This window comes from uncultured Dialister sp. (assembly GCF_937959425.1).
Taxonomy (GTDB): domain Bacteria; phylum Bacillota; class Negativicutes; order Veillonellales; family Dialisteraceae; genus Dialister.
The window spans coordinates 1-13,647 of record NZ_CALGPS010000094.1; the positions used below are offsets into that span (position 1 = coordinate 1).

Here is a 13,647-nt window from a genome sequence, read left to right on the forward strand (position 1 = left end):
GGGGGTGGGGGGACCACGTAGTGGTGGAAGGGGGAGGCCGCCGCAGGCGGCCGGAGCTGTAAAAAAATGTAAATCATTTTTTCACAGCCCTTTTTATATGGGAAAAACTGGTGAGAAAGGATGGAAACTTTGGCAAAGGAGTATCAGGCAGAAACATTGCATTCATAAAAAGGTATTGATACAGTCTTATCCCTGTCCATCGTCATTTCGACCGCAGCGGAGCAATCTCACACCGGAGTGACAGGGGCTCCATTATGGCAGGAATCGCAGCGGCACCAAAGCAAGTCCCGTAACGCAGACTTTATTATTCATTGCCGCCAGCGGCGGCAATCCACCACCCTCAACCGCGAAGCGGTTGTCAAACCTAAGAACCCTCCGGCCGTAAGGCCGGTCAAACTTAAGAACCCATGAAAAAAGAGACTGCGTAGAAATGGCAATCATTCCTCACAGTCTCTTTCCTTACCGTCCTTCCATCATCTTCCGGATTCTTTCTCTCCGCCTTCTGGCGGCTGCTTCGTCCACAATGATGTGGTGGCCGCTGGCGGTGACAAACTCCGCTTTGGGAGGAGCGGCCTTTTTGTTATTGTACAGGGCGTAGTCAAAGCCTCCGACCAGGGCGCAGCTGGCGCAGTCCCGGCCGCTGGAGCCTCTCCACATGCGGTAGAGGCTGTAGCAGAACCAGCCGGCAATGGCGGCTGTAATCAATATAGTGAGTAAGGTACCCATGCTGGTCCTCCTTTATGATAATATTTCTCAAATAATTATACCATAAAAAAGAAAATAGGGAAACAGAAAGTGATGGCCCTATGGCTTGCCTGAAGCAGGCTTTAACCTTTTATAATAAGAATGACTTTCCGGCCGCCCCGGGACAGGAGCCCTCCCTTTCCGTTTCATGGACTGTCATCAAAGGGGCGGCGGATGGTATAATAATGAAATGAGTAGAAACCGCCCTCGTTCCTTCCGGCCGGCGCCGGAAGTCTTGCGGATAAGTATTTCTAAAGAATGGAGAAATTTATGTTAACAGAAGAATTACAGAAGAAACAGGACAATCTGGAATCATACCTTCGTCAGCTGGGCAGCGTGGTGCTGGCCTTTTCCGGCGGCGTGGACTCCACCTACCTCATGCATGAAGCCAGGAAGGTGCTGGGGGACCGGGCCATGGCGGTGACCATGAACCTGGCCTCCGTGCCGGAAAGGGAAGTGGCCGATGCCATCGAATACTGCCAAAAGGAAGGCATCCGGCAGGAAGTGGTGAAAATGGACCAGTTCAAAATCGAAGGATTTGCTGAAAATCCGGCCAACCGCTGCTACCTGTGCAAGCATTTCCTCTTCAGCACCTTGAAAAAAATGGCCGAGGAGGGCTTTGCCTATGTGATTGACGGCACGAATCTGAACGATGCCTCCCAGTACCGGCCGGGGCTGAAAGCCCTTGCGGAGCTTGGTATCCGGAGCCCCCTCCGTCACGCCGGCCTTTACAAGGCGGATATCCGGGCCCTCTCCAAAGAGGCGGGCCTTCCTACCTGGAGCAAGCCCTCCTTTGCCTGCATGGCCACCCGCTTCCCCTATGGCGAAACCATTACGGAAGAAAAACTGGCCATGGTGGAAAAGGCGGAGGACTTCCTCTTTGCCAAAGGTTTCAAACAGTTCCGGGTCCGCCTCCACGAAGGAAATATGGCCCGCATCGAAGTGCCGAAAGAAGACCTTTGGAAACTCTTCCGCATGCATGAAGAACTGACCCGCACCTTCAAGGCCCTGGGATTTGCCTATGTGACCATGGACTTACAGGGCTACCGCATGGGAAGCATGGACGAAGTGCTGTGAGGGGCCGCGGAACTTTATTGTCCCCCCACAAGTGGGGGGGAAGGTGGTGCCGTCAGGCACCAAAGGGGGATGGGCCCGTAGGGCCCAAGTGTTGTTCAGAGGGGTGAAAAGGTGGGCCCGCCCTGCGGGCGAAGGTTCTCAGGGGGTCTCAGGTTTGACAGCCCTGCTGCCAGTAACTCCCACTGTCCCACTGTCCCACTAGCTCACTAGCTCACTATCCCACTAGCTCACTAGCTCACTATATAAACACAAAGGATTGCACTATGGATATAAAGAATGTACTGCAGAAAGTAGCCGATGGCGCCATGGATATCGAAGAAGCGGAGAAGCTTCTTCGGGAAAATCCGGCGGATAGGCCCTATGAAGAAATGGGATTTGCCAAACTGGACACGGACCGGAAGGAAAGGTCCGGCTTTGCGGAGGTGGTGTACTGCCAGGGAAAGTCCGATGCCTTTATCGGGAAGATTTTCAAAAAGCTCTACGACACCGACGGCGAAGTCTTCGGTACCAGGGCTTCCCATCACCAGTATGAGCTGGTGAAGGAAGTGGTGCCGTCCATTACCTATGATCCCATTTCCCATATCCTGAAATCGGAGAAGGAAAAGGAGCATATGGGCTGCATTGCGGTCTGCACCGGCGGCACCGCCGATATTTCGGTGGCCGAGGAAGCGGCCCAGACGGCGGAGTACTTCGGAAGCCACGTGGAGCGGATTTATGACGTAGGGGTGAGCGGCATCCATCGCCTCCTGTCCCAGGAAGACCGGATACGGAAGGCCAGCTGCGTCATTGCGGTGGCCGGTATGGAAGGGGCCCTGGCCTCCGTCATCGGCGGGCTGGTGAGAAATCCGGTGATTGCAGTGCCCACGTCCGTGGGATACGGTGCCAGCTTTCACGGCCTCTCTGCCCTTCTCACCATGATTAACTCCTGTGCCAACGGCATAGTGACGGTGAATATAGATAACGGGTTCGGCGCGGGCTACGTGGCCACCCAGATTAATCGGCTTGCTGAAAGGGGAAAGATTTAAATGGGAAAATCATTATACTTGGAAGCATCCTCCGGCATTGCGGGAGATATGTTCGTGGCAGCCCTGCTGGATTTGGGCGCCGATAGGAAGGCCCTGGACCGGGCTATTTCCTCCATCCCCGCCAAAGGGTTTACTGTGGAAATCGGACGGGTACAGAAGGCAGGCATTGACTGCTGCGATTTCAACGTCATTTTGGACAGGGATCATGAAAACCATGACCATGACATGGCCTACCTCTACGGGCCTCTGCCGGAGGTAAGGGAAGAGGTTCATGAGGAACATCACTGCCACTGCCATGAAGAGGAACATGACCATGGAGAGGAGCACCACTGCCACTGTCATGAAGGGGAACATCATCATGAGGAAGGACACCATCATGAGCACCGCCATCTGAAGGACGTGGAAGCAGTCATTGATGGCACGGACATGACTGAATCCGCCAGAGCCCTGGCAAAGAAGATTTTCCGTATCGTGGCGGAAGCGGAGTCCAAGGCCCACCATCTCCCCATAGAGGAAGTCCATTTCCACGAAGTAGGGGCCATCGACTCCATTGTGGATATTATTTCCGCCGCCGTCTGCTTTGACAGCCTGGGCGTTACCCGGGTCATTGTGCCGAAGCTCTCCGAAGGCACCGGCACCGTCCGCTGCCAGCACGGCGTGCTTCCCGTGCCGGTTCCGGCAACTCTGAACATTGTCACCGCCTATCACATGCCTCTGGAAATCATGGACGCCAAGGGAGAGTACGTCACCCCCACCGGTGCGGCTATAGCGGCAGCTTTATGCACTTCCCACCGCCTGCCCGCTTCCTTTACCATCCTGAAAACCGGCCTTGGCGCAGGGAAGCGGGACTATAAGGAAAGGACCAATATCCTCCGGGCCATCCTTATCGACGACGGCGGCGGAGACTGGGAAAAGGACGAAGTGGTGAAACTGGAAAGCGATATCGACGACGCTTCCGGCGAAGTGCTGGGCTACACCATGAAAAAGCTCATGGACGCCGGCGCCCTGGACGTCCATTTCAGCCCCATCTACATGAAGAAAAACCGCCCTGCCTATGAGCTCACGGTGATCTGCAAAGAAGAGAAGAAAAAGGAAATGGAAGAAATCATCTTCCGTGAAACCACCACCATCGGTATCCGTGAATTCTCCTCCCTCATGCGTTCCATCCTCCATCGGGAGGAAAAGGAAGTGGACACCTCCTTTGGCCCGGTAAAGGTGAAGGAAGTCACCCTGGGCAGTGAAAAAAGGCGCTACCCGGAATACGAATCGGTGAAGAAACTGGCGGAAGAAAAACAGGTGCCCTTTCAGACCATTTTTGACGAAGCGAAAAGGCAGTGAAGAAATGATGAATGATTGACCTTCCATCAATCAATTCGGGAAGCGGCTGCTATTGCAAAAGAAATGGTACAAGCCGCATTGGCGCCGGAGATCTCTCGACTCTGAGCCATAACAGAACATGGGCCTATTGGTTATATGATCGGCACGGACCTCCGCTCGAGATGACACAGCGGCAGGCAGCTTATCGTTAAAAGAATCATCGCAAAAAGGGCATTGAAGAAATGGGCAGTCATTTCTTCAGTGCCTTTTTTGCGCCATTTTCCATAAAAAGGACTACAATAGAAGGAGAATTTGATTTCATAAGGAAGGGATACCATGTTTGGACTTACAGCATATAAAGAAATCATTACGGGGCAGCTCCTTTTAAGCGCCGGCGCCCTGTTCTACACAGGCTGGTGGCTCGCTGCATTCAGGCCTGATTCCAGAAGCGGAGGCATGCTGTCAGCATTGCTTTTCCTCCTGCTGGCGGCTTTCGGCCTCTCCGGCATTGCCCTTACTGCCCATGGCATTCACGGCCTTCCCCTTCCCGCCTCCTGGCCGGCAAGCGGAATGCTCTTCATCATGGCTATTCTGGTTTATTTCGTCCTTCTCACCGGCTCGGTAAAACTCTTCGGACGAAAGCCCACCACAGAACTCATCCTCATGGTCCTCTGGGCCCTCATGGAAATCATGGCCCTGGGGGCGCTTCATGAAATCGGCGCCCTTGCCGGCACTGCCTACGTCCTCACCTGGGCTGCCGTCACAATCGCTTCTCTCATCGCCTTTGCCGCCTACATGATGTACTATCGCATGGACGACCACACCGCCTACATCACCGGCGCTATTCCGCTCCTCATTGACGGGGCGGTGACACTCTTCATCGCCTTCTGCGGGAGGTAAGGATAGAAGATAGGAGATAGACGATAGATGTTAGACAGTCAGATTTCAGACAATCAGACATCAGACGACATGGAGCCTTCCCGTCTTCCACCGTCATCCTGGGCGCAAACGCTGGCGTCCCCTTTGCGGTTCAAGCAGTGCTCCCCCATAATCCTGGTGGCAATATAGCGTACTTTTTCTTCTTTGACGACACAGACATTCCGCTTCGGCGGCTGCCTGCGGGCAGCACTGATTCATGGGCAGAGTCTGATTTTATAAGAATTTATACGCACTACTTCGTCATGGGATTCCTTAAATAGCCCGCTATTCGCGGAATCCCATTCCTCGTATTGCGTATAAATTCAAGAATGAAATCAGACAGCCAATGAATCAGCGCGGCCCGTGGCCGATTCATCGAAGCTGAACGCCTGAGCCCTACCGCGCATCAGCATGGGACGAATCAGGAGTTTTTTTGGTGGCATGAAAAAGAGGCCGCGAGAGATGATACCTATTTCTCACGGCCTCTTTTTTTATGCACCCATTTTCAGGAAAGCTTCTCCAGCACCGCCCGGCAGCCTTTGACTATATCCTCATAGGTTTTCTCAAAATTTCCCGTATACCAGGGGTCTGCCACATCCCTTTTTTCTCCTGCCCAGTACAGAAGGCGGGAGATTTTTTTATCCGGGTCTCCCCGGGTGAGGCGGGAAAGGTCGTGCATATTTTCCTCGTCCATGGCGATGATGTAGTCCGCCCAGTCATAGTCCTTCATGGTGATAAGGGCGGCCTTTCTTTTGGTATAGGGAATGCGGTGGGCGGTAAGGGCCCTCTTGGCGGGTGGGTACATGTCCTGCCCGATTTCCTCAGTGGTGGCGGCCATGGAGGAAATTTCAAATTTCGCCTCCAGCCCTTTCTGCCGCACCATCTCCTTCATTACCATTTCCGCCATGGGAGAACGGCAGATATTGCCATGGCAGATGAAGAGGATCCTGATCATGGACATGAAACTCCCTTCTATGCCAAATTATGCCGATTTAATGCGGGTTTCCGGGATTCTCTTGTTTCTGTAAAAAAGACAAAACTCGGCAAAAATCAGCGCAACTTTGACCTCTTTAGTAGTAAAAGTAGTAGTAAAACGGGCCATTCGTGCTACTGCGATTTTTTCTGGGTTGAAATTTTCCCTCTTGTTATAGCAGAGAATTAGGGACTTTTGGGGGCGTTTCTGTAGTGCTTTTCATTCGTAAGGAAAGCCCTCTGTGGTCACACAGGGGGCTTTCTGCAAATCCAATTTAAAAAATGAACTGAATATCTTCCGGAAGTTCTTTTATCACTTTTGTGTTTGGCATAGGCATAGTACGGCTAAGCACTTTACGATGATGGCAGCCGTTGCACCAAACTGCTGATATACCTCTATCTTTTTCTCTATTCATGGGAATGAACCCATAATCCAAATCTACTTTGCCACAAAGGGGGCACTTGACATGAGCCCCCCAGGTTGAGTTGTACCATCTCATCTACCCATTTCATTTTTATTTCCTCCCTGGCAGTCTCTTCGCCCATTCTTTCTTAAAACTCCGCTGGGCAGAAGCTGTAAGTTTGTTCTTATCAGATGTTTTTCGTTAGCCTGAAACGTTCATTTTCCCTCTTTCGGAATTTTCTTGGAGAAAACATTGCTTTCTGACCGCACTAATTTCTTTCCAAAACAATAACCTGGCATACAGGACAGATCCGGACGAAATAATTTTTCAATCGAAAAAGACTTGACTTTGTGTCGTTATCGACTTATAATATGGTCATATTAATTAGTCGATAACGACATAAAAGGAGAGATTTTAATGAATCTGAATCATATGGACAAGCAGTTCAAGACTCTAGACGACTTCCTGGGAACGCATTTTATCTATACCTATGACAATGGCTGGGAATATGAATGGTATGCCAAGAACGATCATACGGTTGACTATCGCATTCACGGCGGTATGGTGGCTGGCCGTTGGGTAAAAGGTCAGACCGCAAACATTGTCATGCTCACGGAAGGCATCTATAAAGTTGCCTGGACGGAACCGACTGGTACCGATGTTGCTCTTGATTTCGTACCGAACGAAAAGAAGCTCAATGGCACCATTTTCTTCCCTGCCTGGGTCAAAGAACATCCCGAAATCACCGTTTGCTTCCAAAACGAACACATTGATCTTATGGAAGAATCCCGGGAAAAATATGCAACCTACCCCAAACTCGTCGTACCCGAATTTGCCAAAATCACCTATATCGGCGATGCAGGTCAGAATAATGAGGAAGTTATTGCCGAAAAACCGTATGCCGGCATGACTGACGATATCCGGGCCGGCAGATATTATGACGCCGACTATCATCGTCTCAAGAAATAAGACTCTCTTTCTTGTTCCGTCAAATCTGCTATAATGGAGGAATCAGCCAAAGGAGGGAGACCGTATGCCGCAAAAGCGCATCCTGCCCTTTGTCATCCTTGGCATCCTTGAAATGCATCCAGAGATGACGGGACGGGATATTATCAGCCAGTTTAAAAATGAAATCGGAGAATTCTGGAAGGCTTCCCACAGCCAGATTTATCCTGAACTGGAACGCATGACTAGGGAGGAATGGCTGACGGTCAAGACTGTCCCTGGTAATGCCAAAGAAAAATACTATACCCTTACACCGCAGGGGAAAAACGTCTTGCAGGAATGGCTTAATCAACCTGTTGTGGAAATTCCCATGCAGCGGGATCTGTTTTCTCTTAAGCTGTTCTTCATCCATGACCGCAAAGATCCACGTATACCTGCTCTCATCGATGAACGAAGCGAGCTTCTGCAAACTCAGCTCCAGCACTTGAAGCAGCGGCGTCAGTTATTATTTTCTGACGAGGCAGCCATTAATGACAATTTTGGCCATTATGCGATTTTAGAGCGCGGTATTGACCGGCGTCTATCACAGCTCCGCTGGCTGCAGCAGTTGAAAGCCATGCTTCCGGAGGACCCAAACCAAAAATAACCGACAGTGAAAGGATCCGTCCCTCATAGGCTAAATGTGGATAGAACAATAAAAAGCGTACTGCGATTTTGCAGCACGCTTTTTTGTTGCTCCTGACAGGTATTGGCAAACAGGCAGCATACTAGCATACTTGCCGCTCACTCAATCCTCACCTTTTCATACAGAGGGTTCCGGGCCAGTTCTCCGTCTTTCTGGAACACCGTCCCTGCATTTTCATCACCCTGGAGCCAGTACAGAAACCAGGCAGTTACGTACCCATCGACTTTATAGAGCATCTCTCCGTGGTCAGTTTTTTTACGGATGGCCATGACCCGGAAGGGACTTTGGGTTGTCATATCAAAAAGCTGTTCAAGCTGTTGGGGCGGAATGATGATATTGCTGTCGAAGAAGCCATTGCTGGCTACATAGAATATAGGCACACTTACTTTCTTAGGATAATAGGGCCATTTCAGGTTCTGGGCCAGAGGAATCTGGGTAGGAGATTCGCTGACAGCGGCCTTATAGATCTGATGATGAGGCTGGACAGTAATGGCGTTGATGGTCCGCTTTTCCAGATCGATATCGTTTACCGTCAGTCCGCAGAATTCCGAAATGCGAAGCCCGGTGTGAAACAGGATGAAGATCGCTTCATAATATTTTTTGAAGTGATTATCGTTCTTGATGAATTCCAGGAAGATACGCATATCCCTTTTGGAAAGAGATTCCCGTCTCACGCTGTCGTTAATCAGCACCTCTTTCATTTCGAAGTTGAAAGGATTCCTCCACAGGATTTCGTCATCCACCGCCATCTGGAAGGCCGGCCGCACCACCCCTCGGATACTGTGGATGGAGCTGTACCCTCTTCCGTCTGACTGCATCTTGAGCAGCCATAACTTGGCATCGGACATTTTCACCTTACCGATGGCTTTCTTGGAAAAGGTTTCTTTTTTCAGTGCGTTGACGACAAAGTTGTAATTGGTCTGGGTGTTAGGCTTTACGCCCTTTTTGAGTAACAGATACCGCTGGACCAGTTCCATGACGGTCATGGTATCCTGAATTCCCGAATTACATAACAAGGATTCACGAAAAGAATTAGCTTAAATCAACGATAAAATCTAGCAAAAGGAAACACCCAAGCGCGGCTTACAGATTACGGTCAGAAGCGATTGACAAAGCAAGGGAACGCTATGGTTTCTTCGCTCTTGTGAGCAATGAGGTCAAAGACCCAATTCTGGCCTTGAACATATACCGCACGAGAGATGTGGTAGAGAAGGCCTATTTTGACATCAAAGACCGACTTAACCTGCGCAGGACATTAGTTTCTTCGGAAAGTGCCCTGGAGGGGAAGATTTTCGTCGAATTTGTAGCTCTTATTTACCTTTCCTACATTAAGCAGAGGATGTTTAAGGCAGGGCTGTTCGCCAAGTATACCATGGATGAACTACTTGATGAGCTTGACTCTATTGAATGCTTCATAGAGCCGGGAAAAGCACCAATACAGGGAGAAGTCCTGGCTAAGCAGGAACAGCTGTATAGAGATTTAGGCGTTACACCGCTGCTGGCTGCTCCTGAAAACATATGAGGTCAACTGTGGTCAAATGGCACGTTACGTATTTCGGGAATCCAGGAGTAACGCGTAAAGTTTATGTTTCCGCTTGTTGACGGCTTTCTGGCTCAGCCCGACTGACTCCCCGACCGCCGCTTCGCTGAAGCCGTCGGCAATCATCATCAGGATAGTCTGGTCGATGTCTTGCAGTGCAGCCAGTTCTCGCCGGAGAGCCATCAACCGTTCTTTCTTCAAAATTGACTCCTCCAAATCAAAGTCGTCGGGTACTTCCAGTTCGTAATCATCTCGCGCCCGGTCAGCTGATTCTTCATCTGCGCCATGTCTCTGCTGACGTTTATCTTCCCGCCAGAGTGGCCGCATGAACTCATAGTACTGTTCTTCGGTTGCCGGAACCAGGATGGTACGCACCATTCGGCAGCCGATTTTTGACCAGTGGACTTCGCAATCCTTATACTGCTCGGTGATGACGGTTTCTGGAGTCAGTTCCAGAGGAATAAAATACCTTTTCTTCTCGTTTGTCTGTAGATTGGCCATGCGCGATCTCCTTCGCATAATGCGAAGCGAGAATCCACGCAGGCAGCCTGTCGAAATTGACCATTAGATGCATCCTCGCTTCTATGGCCAACCTTCCCAGTAGGCTGACATATTGACTTGACGAACCGACTCTCGGCTCTGGGCACTCCCGCGTCCGAAAGTGAACGTTGAGTCGGCTTTCTCTGTTCAGAGGACATCTGTATACTTCGAGATGTTTCCATGAACAAAAATAAATGATAGAATTAAGTTAACTTACATCTCTACTATACGAAATGACCTGCCCCCAAATTAGATGGTTTGGGAAACCGTAGGAAAAATAGGAAAACAAGGAGACCTATCATGCTATTTACCGAGGTCATACATGCCATTCATCCCCACCTCATGAAGGATGCCGATGTTCCTACATTCATGCGCAATCTGATTCAGATGCTTTGTGATATTCCGGAAGATGAATGGTATACAAAAAAGGACCCATCCTCAGAAGAAAGCTACAAGGATGGATCCCTCAGAAAGTTTTATACAAAAGGGCCTAGTAAAAAATTAGCAAAAAAAATATTAGCCCGTTTAACACGAGATAATTTTTCAGAATCTATTCATGCTCCAGACCGTTCAGATGTTGTATTGGAAAGTCTGGCAAAAGATATTTCCCCCTTTACTAATGATGCGACCAAAGATAATGTCGGTGCTAAATTATTTGATTTGTTAAAAGATGGACTTGATGAGATTGTTGACCCAGCACTGGCGAATACTCGACTTGAACTTGAAGCTCAACAAAAATCGAATCAACTAAAAGGCAACTATGGCAGCGGTCTATTAGACGATTGCAATAATACCTGTTCGATGCCCGGTTGTTCCCACCATCTCCAAAAACTTGCTGATGACGGACGAAGTGTTCCTGATTACGAAGTTATTGTCATTAACGATAAAAAGTCGTCTTCCTTCTCTAATGTTTGCGCTGTTTGCCATGATTGTTTCAAAAAATATATATTGAAACATACGGCTAAGGAACGTAAAGAACTTGAATTAATAAAAAAATTACAGGTGGATACCAGAACCGCCAGAAAGACTATGTCCGAGGTGCAAATCGATAAGGGAATTACGCAAGTCGTTGAAAGTCTGATGAATCTGAAGCCTGGTGCTTTGAGTTCGCTAAATTATGACCCTACGTTTATTGCAAATAAAATCGATGAAAATGAAAATTGGCTTCTGGCCGAAACCGTAAAGAATTATGTTACGAAATATTTTTTCTTTATAAATCAAACTATGCAAAACCTATCCAGACAAAACCAATACCCCGATGAATTAATTCGCGCTGAAATAAAAACCATTTATCGGCGTCTGGAGAATAAGGAACTTTCACAAATGGAAATATACGACAATATATCCAAACAAATCCATCGTCTCACAAAGCAGCATTTAATCTATTGCAATATTGTCGTCTGCTATTTTATTCAATCGTGCGAGGTATTTCATGATCTTACCAAATAAATTATTTTCATATAACGATAGCATCTTGTCTAAGTTGCCAAGCGTGTTAAAAAATCTAGATACTCCCAAAACGCCCGTTTTACTTTTGCATTTATGTAAAGACATTAATGGTCCGATTGAACTGGTTGATGTCTTAGATTGTCTATATGCTCTCAAAAAAATTACATTGAATGACAAGGGAGAAATTGAAAAATGTTAACAGAAATATCCTGCTCCAAGCTTGAAACCCAAAAACATCCAACCGGAACAGTACATTTCCATCCTGGCTTAAACGTTGTATTGGGAGATAGCCACGGAGCGAATTCTATCGGAAAATCCACCATGCTTTTGATAATAGATTTCGTATTCGGGGGTTCTTCCTATGTAACCAGTAATGCTGTAAGCGAAGTAGGGCATCATGAGGTGTTTTTCACCTTTCACTTTGACAACCAAAGTTTCAAATTTTCGCGGCTCACAGATAATCCAACCACGATTTATTACCATAAAAATGACGGAACTGTAGAAGAGGAAACCATAGCGGCCTACACCCAATGGCTCTGTCAAAAATATAATATGGATTATCCAGGGGTTTCTTTCAGAGATACTGTCAGCCGATTTTTCCGCATCTATAATAAAAGCAAAATCGATGAAACACGGCCTTTAAATATTAGGGAATCAGAAAGCAATAACGATGCTATCAATGTGCTACTCTGCCTTTTTAATCATCATGATGAAATTGCCTTTTTTCAAAACACACTAAAAGAGGCTAAGGATAAATATGCTGCTTTTCGTGCAGCGCAGAAATATAACTTTATCCCATCCGCAATCACCAAGCAAAAAGACTACACAGAGGCTCAGTCAAAATTACTCAAACTGCGCCAAGAGAAAGAAGACCTACTTTCTACAAGCAATTCCGCTGTAGACGCCAAAGAAGTAAAAAAGGCCAACTACATAAACGAGTTAAAAAGAGAGCTTCGTGATTCCAGAAAAAAATTGGAACAGAAAAAAAGTGATATCCATTTGGTCGATTTAAATCTGCAGCTTGGAGTTCAACCAACAGAGGCCGATTTGAATAACCTTCTGACTTTCTTTCCGAATGCTAATATTGAAAAATTGACAGCAATTGAAAAGTTTCACCACAAGATACAGTCCATACTCAGAAATGAAATGTTGCAAACAAAGGTAAATATGGAACAAGAACTGTATCGCATCCAGGCAAAAGTAGATAAGGTTCAGGCCCGCATCGAGCGGCTAAAGCCCTCTATGGCATTCAGTGATGAATTTCTTACTACATATAGTAAGTTGGATCGTGAAATCACTACCTTGGAAACTGAGTGTAATAATTTTATAGAACTGCAAAATCTATCTAAGATAAAGAGCCAGGCAAAAGATGCATTGGAAGAACGAACTACCTTGTTATTGCATCAAATGGAAAAACAAATTAATGATGAGATGGAAAAAGTTAGCAACTTTATTTCTCATGGCAAGGATAATGCCCCTATCCTTAGATTGTTGAAGAGCAACAGCTATACTTTTGAAACACCGCGAGATACTGGAACGGGAACCAATTATAAAGGTATGCTTATTTATGATCTAAGCATTTTAAAGCTGACGCCTCTGCCAGCTCTTGCTCATGATTCCTTATTGTTCCCGAATATTTCTGACGAAAATCTGCGGCAGCTGTTGCAGTTGTATGCATCTTTCAAAGACAAACAAATATTCATTGCTTTCGATCGACAAGATAATTTAGGCCCTGATACTTCTAAGCTTCTTAATAGCCAAGCAGTTATAAAACTGGGGCCCAACGATGAAACTTTGTTCGGTATTCAGTGGGGTAAGAAGAAAGAATCATAATTCAAACGGCAGTAACGATAAAAAGCTATCGTTACTGCCGTATTCATATTGCTCCCCAGCCTATCTTCATCCCCCATACCCAACATCCCTGTTTTTGGGCATAAAAAAAACCGGCCTTCTGCCGGGATACGTTAAAACCTCGCTAAATAGTGCATGCTGAATAACTATTTATTGTTGAATATATTAGATAATTACAGA

At 47.5% G+C, this 13,647-nt stretch carries 15 protein-coding genes; 10 read left to right on the plus strand and 5 right to left on the minus strand.

Annotated features, from left to right (window positions below; translation table 11 throughout):
- Positions 1-252: 252 nt before the first annotated feature.
- Together Q0482_RS03830 and Q0482_RS03835 are read right to left on the minus strand one after the other, a co-directional pair.
- Positions 253-441, minus strand: coding sequence for a hypothetical protein (locus tag Q0482_RS03830; RefSeq protein ID WP_299143601.1), 189 nt, complete (start codon positions 439-441; stop codon positions 253-255).
- 18 nt (positions 442-459) lie between these two features.
- A complete protein-coding gene (locus Q0482_RS03835) occupies positions 460-726 on the minus strand; it encodes a hypothetical protein (RefSeq protein WP_299143603.1) in 267 nt (88 codons plus the stop codon).
- A 288-nt stretch (positions 727-1,014) separates the two neighbouring features.
- Between Q0482_RS03835 and larE the strand changes: the two genes are divergently transcribed.
- The 4 genes from larE to Q0482_RS03855 all read left to right on the plus strand — a co-directional run bounded on the left by larE (position 1,015) and on the right by Q0482_RS03855 (position 5,063).
- Complete coding sequence (gene larE / locus Q0482_RS03840; RefSeq protein WP_299143604.1) at positions 1,015-1,821, plus strand: ATP-dependent sacrificial sulfur transferase LarE; 807 nt, start codon at positions 1,015-1,017, stop codon at positions 1,819-1,821.
- 263 nt (positions 1,822-2,084) lie between these two features.
- Entirely contained in the window at positions 2,085-2,846 is a 762-nt protein-coding gene (gene larB, locus Q0482_RS03845; protein WP_297010681.1) for a nickel pincer cofactor biosynthesis protein LarB, read from the plus strand.
- Entirely contained in the window at positions 2,847-4,184 is a 1,338-nt protein-coding gene (larC, locus tag Q0482_RS03850; protein WP_299143607.1) for a nickel pincer cofactor biosynthesis protein LarC, read from the plus strand. It begins immediately after the preceding gene.
- A 315-nt stretch (positions 4,185-4,499) separates the two neighbouring features.
- Positions 4,500-5,063, plus strand: coding sequence for a hypothetical protein (locus tag Q0482_RS03855; protein ID WP_299143609.1), 564 nt, complete (start codon positions 4,500-4,502; stop codon positions 5,061-5,063).
- A gap of 523 nt (positions 5,064-5,586) precedes the next feature.
- On the opposite strand, the gene Q0482_RS03860 is transcribed toward Q0482_RS03855, so the two are convergent.
- Positions 5,587-6,042 carry a low molecular weight protein-tyrosine-phosphatase gene (locus tag Q0482_RS03860; RefSeq protein ID WP_307973492.1) on the minus strand — a complete coding sequence of 152 codons (456 nt, stop codon included), beginning with the start codon at positions 6,040-6,042 and terminating at the stop codon, positions 5,587-5,589.
- Between the two features lie 832 nt (positions 6,043-6,874).
- Here Q0482_RS03860 and Q0482_RS03865 point away from each other — a divergent pair.
- Both Q0482_RS03865 and Q0482_RS03870 read left to right on the plus strand, forming a co-directional pair.
- On the plus strand, positions 6,875-7,426 hold the full coding sequence (locus Q0482_RS03865; protein ID WP_289051407.1) for a phenolic acid decarboxylase: 552 nt from the start codon (positions 6,875-6,877) through the stop codon (positions 7,424-7,426).
- 64 nt (positions 7,427-7,490) lie between these two features.
- The gene (locus tag Q0482_RS03870; RefSeq protein WP_178321312.1) at positions 7,491-8,048 is read left to right on the plus strand and encodes a PadR family transcriptional regulator; all 558 of its coding nucleotides are present in this window, start codon (positions 7,491-7,493) and stop codon (positions 8,046-8,048) included.
- 137 nt (positions 8,049-8,185) lie between these two features.
- Here Q0482_RS03870 and Q0482_RS03875 read toward each other — a convergent pair whose 3' ends face one another.
- Entirely contained in the window at positions 8,186-9,064 is an 879-nt protein-coding gene (locus Q0482_RS03875) for a site-specific integrase (protein WP_299143619.1), read from the minus strand.
- Between the two features lie 167 nt (positions 9,065-9,231).
- Between Q0482_RS03875 and Q0482_RS03880 the strand changes: the two genes are divergently transcribed.
- Entirely contained in the window at positions 9,232-9,609 is a 378-nt protein-coding gene (locus Q0482_RS03880) for a hypothetical protein (RefSeq protein WP_299143622.1), read from the plus strand.
- Positions 9,610-9,633: 24 nt separating this feature from the next.
- On the opposite strand, the gene Q0482_RS03885 is transcribed toward Q0482_RS03880, so the two are convergent.
- Positions 9,634-10,128, minus strand: coding sequence for a hypothetical protein (locus Q0482_RS03885; protein WP_299143625.1), 495 nt, complete (start codon positions 10,126-10,128; stop codon positions 9,634-9,636).
- A gap of 339 nt (positions 10,129-10,467) precedes the next feature.
- On the opposite strand from Q0482_RS03885, the gene Q0482_RS03890 reads away from it, so the two are divergent.
- From Q0482_RS03890 to Q0482_RS03895, 3 genes are read left to right on the plus strand one after another with little or no spacing between them, the layout of a single operon-like run.
- Positions 10,468-11,616 (plus strand): ABC-three component system protein, encoded by a 1,149-nt coding sequence (locus Q0482_RS03890; RefSeq protein ID WP_299143628.1) that lies wholly within the window; start codon positions 10,468-10,470, stop codon positions 11,614-11,616.
- Positions 11,600-11,815 carry an ABC-three component system middle component 7 gene (locus tag Q0482_RS10010; RefSeq protein WP_022497583.1) on the plus strand — a complete coding sequence of 72 codons (216 nt, stop codon included), beginning with the start codon at positions 11,600-11,602 and terminating at the stop codon, positions 11,813-11,815. The genes Q0482_RS03890 and Q0482_RS10010 overlap by 17 nt, the downstream gene beginning before the upstream one ends.
- Positions 11,809-13,449, plus strand: coding sequence for a DUF2326 domain-containing protein (locus tag Q0482_RS03895; protein WP_022497582.1), 1,641 nt, complete (start codon positions 11,809-11,811; stop codon positions 13,447-13,449). Before Q0482_RS10010 ends, Q0482_RS03895 begins: the two co-directional genes overlap by 7 nt.
- Positions 13,450-13,647: the final 198 nt, after the last annotated feature.

What these genes read in the sequence shown, in the direction of transcription:
- Q0482_RS10010 (WP_022497583.1), top strand. Translation starts at nt 11,600, where the DNA reads ATGATCTTACCAAATAAATTATTTTCATATAACGATAGCATCTTGTCT.
- larC (WP_299143607.1), top strand. Translation starts at nt 2,847, where the DNA reads ATGGGAAAATCATTATACTTGGAAGCATCCTCCGGCATTGCGGGAGAT.
- Q0482_RS03895 (WP_022497582.1), top strand. Translation starts at nt 11,809, where the DNA reads ATGTTAACAGAAATATCCTGCTCCAAGCTTGAAACCCAAAAACATCCA.
- Q0482_RS03830 (WP_299143601.1), bottom strand. Translation starts at nt 441, where the DNA reads ATGATTGCCATTTCTACGCAGTCTCTTTTTTCATGGGTTCTTAAGTTT.
- Q0482_RS03855 (WP_299143609.1), top strand. Translation starts at nt 4,500, where the DNA reads ATGTTTGGACTTACAGCATATAAAGAAATCATTACGGGGCAGCTCCTT.
- Q0482_RS03870 (WP_178321312.1), top strand. Translation starts at nt 7,491, where the DNA reads ATGCCGCAAAAGCGCATCCTGCCCTTTGTCATCCTTGGCATCCTTGAA.
- Q0482_RS03835 (WP_299143603.1), bottom strand. Translation starts at nt 726, where the DNA reads ATGGGTACCTTACTCACTATATTGATTACAGCCGCCATTGCCGGCTGG.
- larB (WP_297010681.1), top strand. Translation starts at nt 2,085, where the DNA reads ATGGATATAAAGAATGTACTGCAGAAAGTAGCCGATGGCGCCATGGAT.
- Q0482_RS03890 (WP_299143628.1), top strand. Translation starts at nt 10,468, where the DNA reads ATGCTATTTACCGAGGTCATACATGCCATTCATCCCCACCTCATGAAG.
- Q0482_RS03885 (WP_299143625.1), bottom strand. Translation starts at nt 10,128, where the DNA reads ATGGCCAATCTACAGACAAACGAGAAGAAAAGGTATTTTATTCCTCTG.
- Q0482_RS03865 (WP_289051407.1), top strand. Translation starts at nt 6,875, where the DNA reads ATGAATCTGAATCATATGGACAAGCAGTTCAAGACTCTAGACGACTTC.
- Q0482_RS03875 (WP_299143619.1), bottom strand. Translation starts at nt 9,064, where the DNA reads ATGGAACTGGTCCAGCGGTATCTGTTACTCAAAAAGGGCGTAAAGCCT.
- Q0482_RS03860 (WP_307973492.1), bottom strand. Translation starts at nt 6,042, where the DNA reads ATGTCCATGATCAGGATCCTCTTCATCTGCCATGGCAATATCTGCCGT.
- larE (WP_299143604.1), top strand. Translation starts at nt 1,015, where the DNA reads ATGTTAACAGAAGAATTACAGAAGAAACAGGACAATCTGGAATCATAC.